This is a genomic window from Nonomuraea jiangxiensis, from assembly GCF_900099965.1.
GTDB classification, from domain to species: domain Bacteria; phylum Actinomycetota; class Actinomycetes; order Streptosporangiales; family Streptosporangiaceae; genus Nonomuraea; species Nonomuraea jiangxiensis.
This window is the reverse complement of record NZ_FNDJ01000007.1, coordinates 14,826-26,209: the sequence shown is the minus strand read 5'-3', so window position 1 is coordinate 26,209 and position 11,384 is coordinate 14,826. Positions and strand designations below refer to the sequence as shown.

At 69.0% G+C, this 11,384-nt stretch carries 12 protein-coding genes; 7 read left to right on the top strand and 5 right to left on the bottom strand.

Translation table 11 applies throughout. The features are described 5' to 3' along the window. Positions 1–19: 19 nt before the first annotated feature. Positions 20–994, top strand: a complete 975-nt coding sequence (nudC, locus tag BLS95_RS16655; RefSeq protein ID WP_090932130.1) for an NAD(+) diphosphatase — start codon at positions 20–22, stop codon at positions 992–994. Here nudC and BLS95_RS16650 read toward each other — a convergent pair whose 3' ends face one another. Both BLS95_RS16650 and BLS95_RS16645 read right to left on the bottom strand, forming a co-directional pair. Further along, on the bottom strand, positions 995–1,243 hold the full coding sequence (locus BLS95_RS16650; protein ID WP_090932734.1) for a mycoredoxin: 249 nt from the start codon (positions 1,241–1,243) through the stop codon (positions 995–997). A gap of 70 nt (positions 1,244–1,313) precedes the next feature. After that, positions 1,314–2,159 (bottom strand): alpha/beta hydrolase, encoded by an 846-nt coding sequence (locus BLS95_RS16645; RefSeq protein WP_245765095.1) that lies wholly within the window; start codon positions 2,157–2,159, stop codon positions 1,314–1,316. A gap of 212 nt (positions 2,160–2,371) precedes the next feature. On the opposite strand from BLS95_RS16645, the gene BLS95_RS16640 reads away from it, so the two are divergent. The 5 genes from BLS95_RS16640 to BLS95_RS55705 all read left to right on the top strand — a co-directional run bounded on the left by BLS95_RS16640 (position 2,372) and on the right by BLS95_RS55705 (position 6,488). Continuing rightward, the gene (locus BLS95_RS16640; RefSeq protein ID WP_090932127.1) at positions 2,372–4,414 is read left to right on the top strand and encodes an ATP-dependent DNA helicase UvrD2; all 2,043 of its coding nucleotides are present in this window, start codon (positions 2,372–2,374) and stop codon (positions 4,412–4,414) included. 88 nt (positions 4,415–4,502) lie between these two features. Further along, positions 4,503–5,372, top strand: a complete 870-nt coding sequence (locus tag BLS95_RS16635) for an acyl-CoA thioesterase (protein ID WP_090932125.1) — start codon at positions 4,503–4,505, stop codon at positions 5,370–5,372. A 229-nt stretch (positions 5,373–5,601) separates the two neighbouring features. Beyond that, entirely contained in the window at positions 5,602–5,859 is a 258-nt protein-coding gene (locus BLS95_RS54190; RefSeq protein ID WP_143043737.1) for a hypothetical protein, read from the top strand. 130 nt (positions 5,860–5,989) lie between these two features. Next, complete coding sequence (locus BLS95_RS16630; protein WP_090932123.1) at positions 5,990–6,259, top strand: WhiB family transcriptional regulator; 270 nt, start codon at positions 5,990–5,992, stop codon at positions 6,257–6,259. A gap of 64 nt (positions 6,260–6,323) precedes the next feature. Beyond that, the gene (locus tag BLS95_RS55705; RefSeq protein ID WP_176993227.1) at positions 6,324–6,488 is read left to right on the top strand and encodes a hypothetical protein; all 165 of its coding nucleotides are present in this window, start codon (positions 6,324–6,326) and stop codon (positions 6,486–6,488) included. A 414-nt stretch (positions 6,489–6,902) separates the two neighbouring features. Here BLS95_RS55705 and BLS95_RS16625 read toward each other — a convergent pair whose 3' ends face one another. The 3 genes from BLS95_RS16625 to BLS95_RS57905 all read right to left on the bottom strand — a co-directional run bounded on the left by BLS95_RS16625 (position 6,903) and on the right by BLS95_RS57905 (position 10,390). Continuing rightward, a complete protein-coding gene (locus BLS95_RS16625; RefSeq protein ID WP_090932121.1) occupies positions 6,903–7,106 on the bottom strand; it encodes a hypothetical protein in 204 nt (67 codons plus the stop codon). 153 nt (positions 7,107–7,259) lie between these two features. Beyond that, on the bottom strand, positions 7,260–8,558 hold the full coding sequence (locus BLS95_RS16620) for an ABC1 kinase family protein (RefSeq protein ID WP_425434730.1): 1,299 nt from the start codon (positions 8,556–8,558) through the stop codon (positions 7,260–7,262). Positions 8,559–8,656: 98 nt separating this feature from the next. Beyond that, positions 8,657–10,390 (bottom strand): ThiF family adenylyltransferase, encoded by a 1,734-nt coding sequence (locus tag BLS95_RS57905; protein ID WP_245765094.1) that lies wholly within the window; start codon positions 10,388–10,390, stop codon positions 8,657–8,659. 194 nt (positions 10,391–10,584) lie between these two features. Here BLS95_RS57905 and BLS95_RS16605 point away from each other — a divergent pair, with 194 nt between their 5' ends. Next, positions 10,585–11,367: an enoyl-CoA hydratase/isomerase family protein gene (locus tag BLS95_RS16605; protein ID WP_090932119.1), complete on the top strand. Its 783-nt coding sequence runs from the start codon at positions 10,585–10,587 to the stop codon at positions 11,365–11,367. Positions 11,368–11,384 lie beyond the last annotated feature (17 nt).

The window sequence follows — 11,384 nt, the reverse complement described above, 5'->3', positions numbered from 1 at the left end:
ACTTTGGAGGGGGCGGCCAGTGGAGACCACCGCTGAAGAGCAACTCATAGGGCCTCTACTGCTGGCCCGCGGCACGATCGACAGATCCTCGGCGCTGCGCACCGACGAGCGGTGGCTGGAGCGGGCCTGGTCCGATCCCGCGACCAGGGTGCTGGTGATCGACAACGGTCACACCCTGGTGCGCCGGGTGGGCGAGGAGGTGGAGGCGGTGCTGTTCACCACGGCGGACGCGCCGCCGGGCCAGCGCTACCTGCTGGGCGTCGAGGCCGGCGTCGCCTACTTCGCGGTGGCGGCGCCGCTGCCCGACACCCCCAAGGGTGACGTCAACGGCCGCGTGACGGTTCCGATGAGCCTGCGCGACACGCCCGAGGGCGAGCCGGTCGCGGCCGGGCTGCGCCAGGTCGGCGGCCTGCTCGGCGACCGCGACGCGGGGCTGCTGGTCTACGCCGTGGCGCTGGAGGCATGGCACACGACTCACGAATACTGCCCGCGCTGCGGCAGCCGCACCGACGTCGTGGCGGGCGGCCACGTCCGGATCTGCCCGCGCGACCAGAGCCAGCACTTCCCCCGCGTCGACCCCGCGGTGATCATGCTGGTCCGCGACGAGAACGATCGCTGCCTGCTCGCCCGCGGCCCGCAGTGGCCCGAGGGGCGGTTGTCGATCCTGGCCGGGTTCGTGGAGCCGGGGGAGTCGCTGGAATATGCCGTGGTGCGCGAGGTGGCGGAGGAGGTCGGCGTCACCGCCGTCAACCCCCGCTACCTCGGCAGCCAGCCCTGGCCGTTCCCGCGCAGCCTGATGCTCGGCTTCTTCGCCGAAGCCACCACGACCACGCTGACGCCCGACTCCGAGGAGATCGCCGAGGCGCGCTGGTATACCCGCGAGGAGCTCGCGGCGGCGCTGGAGTCGGGCGACCTGCGCCTGCCGCCGCCGGTGTCGATAGCCCGCCGCCTCATCGAGACGTGGTACGGCGGCGAGCTCACCGGCGACTGGTGATCAGGCGGCTTCGAGCAGTTCCTTGACCTCGCGGGCGGACGGGTTGGTGCGAACGACCCGTCCGCCGGGCGTCTCGATCACCACGGTCGGCACCACCTGGTTGCCGTTGTTGACGCTCATCACGAACTCGGCGGCCGCGGGGTCCCGCTCGATGTCGACCTCATTGAAACTGATGCCCTCGCGGGCCAGCTGGGACTTGAGCCGCTTGCAGGGGCCGCACCACGTAGTGCTGTAAACCGTGAGCGCCATGTTGGGGAATCCCTCCGAGATCAGGAAAACATGCGCCACGTGCAACAACGGCGGCCCCGTGGTTAATCCCTTAACCGACGCGCTGGGCGATCCAGGCCTGCACCTGCTCCGCCACGCCGGGCTCGCGGTAGAGAGGGTTGCTGTGGTTGATGCCCGGCTTCGTGAGCACCGTCACGGGCACGCCCACCTGGCCCAGCATCTTCTTCATGAGCAGGCTCTGCGCCGGCGGCACGAACTCGTCCTTCGAGTGCACGGTCAGCATCGGCGCGTCGTTGCGGCTGGCGTGCCAGGCCACCTCCATGCTGGCCCACACCCGCGAGCACTTGCCCCGGGGCGAGCAGCCGCCGGCCAGCTTGATGGCGGCCGTACGGAGCTTGCGCTTGCTGGGGTCGGCGGAGTCGGCGCCGTCGTTGTAGGCCTGCAGCGGCGAGATGATCGGCGACAGGCCCACGACACCCTTCAGGCCGTTGATCCCGTCCCCGTACGTGGCCACGGACGCGGCGATGTGCCCCCCGGCAGAGAATCCGACCACCACGTAGTTGGCCGGGTCGAACGCCCACTTGGCGGCGTTCTTGCGGGCCGTGGTGATGGCGTCCAGCGCGTCGGTGCGCTGCGCGGGCCACGGCGCGTCGCCGGAGAGGCGGTAGTTGAGGTTGAAGACCGTGTAACCGAGGTTGGCGAAGCTGCGGGTGATCTCCTTCATGTACTTCTTGTCGCCGCCGGACCACCAGCCGCCGTGGATCAGGAAGACTCCGGGCCGCTGCTGCCCGTCGGGAGTCCACCAGACGTCCATGGCCTGACGCTTGTGGGCGCCGTACGAGACGGTCTCCATCGAGATTCCGCCGAGCCCGTCAGGACCGATCAGGTTGTGCACCTGGGGAGCCGGTGTGGGCTCCTTGGCCGCGGTCGCGGCCATCGGTGTGAGCACAACGGCAGCGAGCGCGAGTACGCTCGCGGAAACCGCAGTTCGCACGGCCTTCCTTTCACCCATGCACGATGGTCGGGCCCCATTGTGGGGGAAGAGACCAGTTCTTCGCATCTCGAACGCTCTGAAGATACGTCCGCCCTCGTGTTGCCAGAATAAGTTGCCGGGGCGCGAGCGGCTGGGAGGATGTAGTGGTGAGCAAAGTGGAAGACGTCCTGATCGGCCTCGACCCCGAGCAGCGGGCCGTGGCCGAGTCCGTGCGCGGGCCGGTGTGCGTGCTGGCCGGCGCGGGGACGGGCAAGACGAGGGCGATCACCCACCGCATCGCTCATGCGGTCCGCAGCGGCGTCGTGGACGCCCAGAGCGTGTTGGCCGTGACCTTCACCACCCGGGCGGCGGGGGAGCTGCGCCAGCGGCTGCGGGCGCTCGGCGCGCCCGGCGTGCAGGCCCGCACGTTCCACGCGGCGGCGCTGCGCCAGCTCACCTACTTCTGGCCGCGGGTGATCGGTGGGGAGGCGCCGTCGGTCATCGAGTCGAAGCTGCCGGTCCTCGGGGAGGCATCCCGCCGGCTCCGGAAAAATCACGAGCGGTCCGAGTTGCGGGACATCGCGGCCGAGGTGGAGTGGGCCAAGGTCACCCAGATCGGCCCGGAGGACTACGTGGAGGCGGCCGCGAAACACCACCGCACGCCTCCCGTGCAGCCGGAGGAGGTGGCCCGCCTCTATGAGGCCTACGAGCAGCTCCGGCGCGAGCGCCACCTGGTCGACTTCGAGACCATCCTGGAGCTGACCGCCGCCGTGATGACCGAGCACCAGGAGGTGGCGGGGCAGATCCGCCAGCAATACCGCTATTTCGTGGTCGACGAATACCAGGACGTCAACCCGCTGCAGAAGCTGCTGCTCGACACCTGGCTCGGCGGTCGCGACGACATCTGCGTGGTCGGCGACCCCAACCAGACGATCTACTCCTTCACCGGCGCCAGCCCCCGCTACCTGACGAGCTTCGCCGTGGAGCACCCGCAGGCGGCCGTCATCAAGCTGGTCCGCGACTACCGCTCGACCCCCCAGGTGGTCGACCTGGCCAACCTTGTCATCGCCAAGGGCAGGTCCCCGCACCGCCTGGAGCTGGTGGCCCAGCGCCCTGACGGCCCGAGGCCCGTCTTCACCGACTACGACGACGAGCCCGCCGAGGCCGCCGGGGTGGCCCGCGCGATCAGGAAACTCCTGGACAAGGGCGTCCCGTCGCGCGAGATAGCCATCCTGTTCCGGGTCAACTCCCAGTCGGAGTCCTACGAGGAGGCCCTGTCCAAGGCCGAGATCCCTTACATGCTGCGCGGCGCCGAGCGCTTCTTCGACCGCCCTGAGGTGCGCCACGCGGTCGTCCTGCTCCGCGGCGCCGCCCGCTCGGCCGCCGGCGAGCCGCTGGCCTCGGAGGTCCACCACATCCTGGCCGGCATCGGCCTGACCCCCACCCCGCCCGGCGGCGGCAAGGCCAGGGAGAAGTGGGAGTCCCTCAAGGCACTGGCCGACCTGGCCGAGGACATGGCCGCGGAGGGCGCCGACCTGCTCGCCTACGTGGCCGAGCTCGAACGCCGGGCCGCCGAGCAGCACGCCCCGCCGGTGGAGGGCATCACCCTGGCCTCCCTGCACGCGGCCAAGGGCCTGGAGTGGGACGCCGTCTTCCTGGTGGGCCTGACGGACGGCATGCTCCCCATCATCTACGCCGAGACCCCGGAGCAGATCGAGGAGGAGCGCCGCCTCCTCTACGTGGGCGTCACCAGGGCGAGGGAGCACCTCTCCCTGTCCTGGGCCCTGGCCCGCGCCCCGGGCGGCCGCAAGTCCCGCCGCCCCTCCCGCTTCCTGGACGGCCTCACCGGGCGCACCTCCGCCCCGCCCCGCCTGTCCCCGGCCAACCGCGAGCGCCGCCCCGTGGCGGCCCCGGTGAGCTGCCGCGTGTGCGCGAAGACCCTGGTGGCCGCCGCCGAACAGAAGCTCGGCCGCTGCACCACCTGCCCCGCCGACTACGACGAGGCCCTCCTGGAGAGCCTCAAGTCCTGGCGCACGGCCACCGCGAAGGAGGCCAAGATCCCGCCATACGTCATCTTCACCGACGTGACCCTGCAGGCGATCGCGGAGCGCGCCCCGGCGACCGAGCAGGAGCTCCTGTCGATCCCCGGCATCGGCCGCGTCAAGGCGGACCGCTACGGCCAGGCCGTCCTCTCCCTCTGCCAGGGCAACGACGCCTGACCCACGGCGATGGAGGGCGCCTTTGGCGGTGTAAGGAAGACACGTCACACTTGTCCCAGAAACCGGACACCACGAGGGGGACAGACCTGTGAACGAGGCGCTGAAGGAGCTGCTCGACCTGCTCGACCTCGAGCAGATCGAGCTCGACATCTTCCGCGGCAGGAGCCCGGAAGAGCGCATCCAACGCGTCTTCGGCGGCCAGGTGGCGGCCCAGGCCCTCGTCGCGGCCGGCCGCACGGTGCCGGGCGACCGGAACGTCCACTCCCTGCACGCCTACTTCATCCGCCCGGGTGACCCCTCCGTCCCGATCGTCTACAACGTGGAACGCCTGCGCGACGGCCGCTCGTTCACCACCCGCCGGATCGTCGCCATCCAGCACGGCAAGGCGATCTTCACGATGTCCGCGTCGTTCCACATCGAGGAGGAGGGCGTCGCCCACCAGGCCTCGGTGATGCCCGTCGTGCCGGACCCCGAGACGCTCCCCACGTTCCAGGACAGGATGTACGAGCTGGTGGGCGACAACGCGGAGCTGCGCGAGTGGCTGTCACGCCCGCGCCCGGTCGAGGCCCGGTACGCCTCGCCGCTCACCTGGGAGGCGCACCAGAACCCGGAGCTGCGCAGCGCCGAGACGAACGTGTGGTTCCGCTACGACGCCGATCTGCCCGACGACCCGCTGCTGCACGTGGTCCTGGCCGCGTACGCCTCGGACTTCACGCTGGTCGACACGATCCTGCTGGCGCACGGCATGGCCTGGGGCGCCTCGAACATCGTGGGCGCCTCCCTCGACCACGCCATGTGGTTCCACCGCCCGTTCAGGGCCGACGACTGGCTGCTCTACGCGCACGAGTCCCCTTGGTCCGGCGGCGCGCGGGGACTCGCGCGGGGCGAGATGTTCACCGCGTCGGGCGATCTGGTCGTCTCCGTCGTCCAGGAGGCCATGATCCGCCTCACGAAGTAGGCGTGACAGCGGCCGACCCGGACCCGGAAACCAGCCTCCGCGCACGGCCCGAATCCGGTCCACCGCAGGCCCCGAATCCGGCCCTTGGACGGGCCTGAAGAACCCGGCCTGTTGTTACAAAATCGCAGGTAGAAAATATGTTGCCCCTTCCGAAGTTCCCGGTTAGGGTCTTGGTCAAGCAAGTCGGGCACTACTGTTCCGACGATCCCGAGAGTGGAGGTGAGTCCCTGTGATCAGCATCAAGATGCCGGCCATGCAGTGGCTCGCTTCCGCATGCCGTGACTCGGTGAGGCTCGTCGATGGCCCGGCCAAGCCACGGCAGCAGAAGTCTGCCCGTAGCCAGGCCGCCGCCTTCTTTGCGCGAGCCCACTTCAGCGCGCAAGCAGCTCCTGTCAACGGAGCACGTATCGAACTGCCGGCCTACCAGCTCACCAAGGGTGGACTGTGCGGTCCGCAACCCTGGAGGGATGCACCGGTCATAACCTGACCGGCAACAGCAGCCCCCAGGCCGCGGATCCACAGACAGGATCCGCGGCCTTCTTGTTTGTCCGTGATCCCCAACCACCCACGAGGTGTCCGACCCAACGATCAAAAGCTCGATCAGAAGGAGAAAGCAGATGGGGGCGAAGACGATCATGGACCTGATCGACGAAGCCAAGATCCCCTGTCGTACCGACCCTGACCTGTGGTTCGCCGAGTCGCCGGAGGACGTCGAGTTCGCCAAGGCACTCTGCGGCGGCTGCCCGATCCGGGAGGCCTGCCTGGCCCGCGCGCTTGAGCGCGAGGAGCCCTGGGGCGTCTGGGGCGGCGAACTGATCCTCAGGGGAACCATCGTTCCCCGCAAGCGTCCGCGCGGGCGTCCCCGCAAGCACCCGGTCGCTGCCTGATCACCCGTACCTACGAGCAAGAAAGCGAAAACCAATGAGAACTCACCCGACCAGGAGCCTCGCAGTGCCGGATCTCATCCATGAACTGGTCAACGACCGAATACAAACCCTCCATCGCGAGGCGGAGGAGCAACGCCTCATCCAGCGCGTCGCCCGCGTGGCGCGCGCGAGGCGCAAGCTCAAGCAGGCCACCGACCGCCTCCACCGGGCCCTGAACCACCAGCTCTAACCCGGCCCACCCGCCACCAACGCAGCAGACCCTCCTCAAAGAGCCGGGCGCCCACAAGCGCCCGGCTCCCGTTTTCCCCCACCACCCCCACGACGCACACCCCCTCCGCGATCCCGAACACCACCCCCAACCCCGCGGCCCCCCGCCCGCGACCACGACCGCGGTTCCCGGGCCTCGGACCCGAACTCCACCTGACCTTCGGACCCGACCTTGCCCCTCCACAGCGCTGCCCGCCGACCCTCCCCCCGCAGCCCCGTGTAGGGCGGCGAACATCCAAGAAGAGGGTCGGCGGGCAGTCCCGTGTGGTCACTCGGTGTGTACGTGCCTATGTCATGCCCACGACCCCGCTGAACGGGACCCGCTCGGGACGAAGCTCGGCACCACGGCAGGGGGTGTGCTCAATGAGCAGGACGATCAGGGAGCGAGGCAGTGAACGGCGGGGAGTTCGGCAGGGAGTGAGGGCGCGGCCGGGTCCACAAGGGTGGGGACCTCTCCGATGCTGGCGGTCAGGCACTCGGCGATGATGGCGGGATCGACGACGGCGTGTGCGGCGGGGGCAACAGCGAGGAGACCTCCGGCCGCCAGTACGACGGCGAGCAGGCGCGCGGATCGATGCATGGGGATCCTCCCAAGAGAGTAACGACTTGCACTCGTATAATTACACAGAGTAGTCGTCAGGTATGGCGCGTTCCAAAATTCGCCGCCGTCATGGAGTCCCGCATCAGCCCGAACACCCACATTCACGACAGCCAGCGACGGAGCCGGCTGCCGTCAGCTGATGGGCAGCGGCTCGTCGTTGGTGTCGTCGGCGAAACCCGGGACCCAGCGGATCACCTCGTCCCGGAAGCGGGCCGTTGTCCCTAACTGGCAGAGCACGCCCACGCCCGCCGCGTGCACCCGGTGGATGAGCACGTACGAGACCGGCAGGTTGAGCTGCCGGACCACGTTGGTGGGGCGGAGATCTGTGACGCTGGCCACCTGGGCCTGGAGCCACTCCCGGCTGAACGTGAACTCCTCCACCGCCGTCGGCTCCACATAAGGAGCCAGGAAGGCGCGCAGGGCGTCCGGGTCGATCTCGATGTCGTCGCGGATGAAGCCCTCCCGGCGCAGGCCCGTCATGACGTTGTCCATGTCGCCCTCGTTGAAGATGCGCATCAACTGCCCGAACACCTTGGGGTAACCGTCGGGCAGACGATTGACGGCACCGAAGTCGAGGACGCCGAGCTTCCCGTTGGGCAGCATGCGGAAGTTGCCGGGATGCGGGTCGGCGTGGAGCAGCCCGACCCGCGCGGGCGAGGAGAACAGGAACCGTACGAAGAGCAGCCCGGCTCTGTCGCGCTCCTCCTTGGTGCCCTCGGTGATGATGCGTGACAACGGGGTGCCGTCCATCCACTCCGACACCAGGATCATCTCGTTGGCGGCGACCACATCGGGGATGTGGAAGTCGGGATCGCCGTCGAACTCAAGGGCGAAGGCGTGCTGTGCCTCGGCCTCACGCAGGTAGTCGAGCTCCTCGGCCACCCGCTCGCGCAGTTCGGACAGCACCGCCTTCATGTCCAGACCGGGCAACAGCACGCCGAACAGCTTGCCCAGCCGCGACAGCTGGGCGAAGTCGCCGAGCAGGGCCTTGCCCGCCCCCGGATACTGGATCTTGACGGCCACCTCCCGGCCGTCGTGCCACACGGCCCGGTGCACCTGGCCGATCGAGGCGGCGGCCGTCGGCTGGTCGTCGAACGACAGGAAGTTTTCCCGCCAGTCGTCGCCCAGCTGCTCGGTGAGCACCTTGTGCACGGTGGAGACGGGCAGTGGGGGAGCGGCGTCCTGCAGCTTGGTGAGCGTGGCGCGGTAGGGCCCGATGATCTCCTGAGGCAGCGCCGCTTCGAAGATCGACAGTGCCTGCCCGAGCTTCATCGCGCCGCCCTTGAGCTCGCCGAGCACCTTGAAGATCTGCTCCGCGGTACGCTGCTGAACCTCCTGCGCCACGATCTCGGCGGACTTGCCCCCGATACGCTTGCCCAGCCCCAGGGCGGCACGACCGGCGAAACCGAGCGGAAGGGTGGCCAGCTTCACCGAACGCGTGACAGCTCGACGCGGAAGATCGCTCACACTGATGCGCGGTACCTCCACGGAGATGCCGCTTCCCCCCCTCGCGGTAGTCCCTGAGCACGTCAGTCGTGGTTAGGTGCACTAACCATTGTTAGCGAATATGGATTGTTTCGCATACAACGACATTGCGGGTGAACGTTCCAGGACCGTCTTTTCCAGCGCCAATCAGGGGTTACGTCCATTGTGCCGTTGGTCACAACGGACTCCTTGCCGTCCAGGTGAGCCAGCGCATGGCCGACCGCTTGGGCGGCTACGAGGGCCGACAGGGTCGCGTCGCAGGCGATCTCGCCCGGCGGGTAACCGCCCAGCCTGGCCGTCACCATCGGCCAGGCGGGGTCGTAGTCCCGGCGGGTCAGGTCGAGGCAGTGCAGGCACGCCGTCTTGCCCGGCAGGACCAGTGGGCCGACGATCCCGTGGCCTTCGAAGGCGGACGCGAGCAGGTGGGGGATCCCCAGGACGGTCAGCTCGTTGACCAGCACTCCGTCCAGCGGGCCGACGGGAGCCAGTATGACGAGATCGATCGTCTCCGACCTGTCACCCAGGTAGGACCCACCCGCCAGCACGTTGACGGACGACGGCCTCGTCATCAGCTCCTCCATCTCACTCCCGAGACCGGGATCTGCCCCAAGGGCGGGCCTCGAAGCGCGGTCGGGGCGAGAGGTGGAGGTTAGGTCGGTCCCGGGCTTGCCCACAGCGCGGGTGCGGACCTTACGACCCCCTTCCTGCCCACGCTTCGAGCCTCGATCCATCGCCGGCTCGGTCGGACCTGTGGTTGGAGCTGCTTGATCGGGTGGGCCGGAAGAACGCACCACGGACGACGACGCAGCGGTCCGCACGCCGCTGGACCCCGAAGAGGCGGGCCGCACGCCAGCCGTCGCGGAAGCGGCCCGTGTGGTGAGGGCCGTACTTCGCACGGCGGCTGGCGATGAGGGAGCCGGTGTGGTGAACGCGCTGGAGGGCTGCCCGGCGTCGGTGCCGGCGAGTTGCCCCTTGGCATCGGGGCTGGGACTGCCATTAGCGGTGGCGGTGGCGGTGGCGCTGGGGCGGCGGGTGGCGCTGGGTGTGGGACTGCGGGTGGCGGTGGGTGTTCGGATGGAGGCGGCGGTCCGGGGAGGTGGGGGTGTCGGTTGGGACGGTTCGGCGGGTTGGGGGGAGTCGGCGGATTCGTGGGGGTAGGTGGGTTCGTCGCTTTCGGTGGGCTCGGGGCCGGTGTACGCGAGCCTCCTCGCGACCGCCGCCGCACCGTCCTCCCTGGTCAGGCCGATCTCCGCCCAGGTCAGCCCGCCAGGGGCGATGTCGCACGGGCGGACCTGGCCCGGGTCGATGACCCGGATGTTGCCCACTCCGCAGGCCGCGAGCAGGGTCACGATCTGTGCCCCCACCCGTCCCGCGCCATAGACCCGCACCCGCAGTTTCCTGCGGCGGGCCAGGAGTGCGATCCCGCCGTCCGGGGCGGTCGAGGCGAGGTCGAGGGCGTCGAGGTCCGGTCTCAGGCGATCCCGCTCGGCCAGGGGAAGGTCGCTGAGGGGCGCGTTGCTGGTGGCGGCGTCGTGCAAGGCGCCTTGTGCGGCGAGTTGATCGAGCAGGGAGCGGGCGCGGAGCTCGTCGAGACCCGCGTCGCTCGCATCCCGCAGGACGCGTTTCAGATCCCGGGTCCCGTCGAGGCGCTCGATCCACTGGCGGACAGGTTGCGTCAGGCCGCTCAGCATGACGGCCCTCAGAGGGTGCACGCCGTATTGCACGGTGTGTTCGTCGCGGATGATGCGCCGGAGGGCGGGCTTCACACGTGGCCTCATGGCGGGAAGGTTTCCACGTCAAAGCAAGATCCCGAGCCGGTTCGGCCGGTGCTGTGGATAACTCCGCCCACATGGCTCGCCCTGTGGACGAACACCGGGACACATCGATACGACCAAGCGAAAGGCTGAGGTCGCGTTTCGAGGGGTGCACGCCGGCAAGCCACCGTTCACCACCCCCGGATACGCTTCCCCGCATGAGCGAGCTCCTGGTTGACCGCGCAGACGACGGAGTCGTACTCCTCACCCTCAACCACCCCGACCGGCGCAACGCCATGACCGACGCCATGACCGCCCAGTGGCGGCAGACCATGTCCGATCTCGCCGCCGACCGCGACGCCCGCTGTGTCGTCGTCACCGGGGCGGGGACCGCGTTCTCCTCGGGTGGCGACCTGACGTGGATCGGTGAGCGCGGCGCGGAGGTCGTGTCCCCGCTGCGTGACCGGATGCTGACCTTCTACCGCACCTGGCTGGCGATCACCGAGCTCGAGATCCCGACGATCGCCGCCGTCAACGGCCCGGCCGTGGGCGCGGGTCTGTGCCTGGCGCTGGCCTGCGACCTCGTGTACGCCGCCGACGACGCCAAGCTGCTGGCCCCGTTCACGTCGCTGGGCCTGCACCCGGGTATGGCGGCGACGTACCTGCTGCCCAGGAGGGCGGGCGCCGGACTGGCCCGGGAGATGCTCCTGACGGGGCGCGCCTTCACGGGAGCGGAAGCCGCCGTTAAAGGTCTGGTAAATGATTCTTTCCCCAGAAATGATCTGATGCCGCAAGTACGGGAGATCGCCGGGAAGATCGCCCACAACGCCCCCATTGCCACAAGGCTCACCAAAGTAGCCCTGAACCAGGATCATCAAGACCTGGAAGCCGCGCTGAGGTGGGAATCTCTGGCTCAGCCCGTGACCATGGCATCATCTGACATGATGGAGGGCCTCGCCGCCCATCGGGAAAGGCGCATGCCCAAATTCACCGGCTCTTAATCATCTGACCAGCAGAT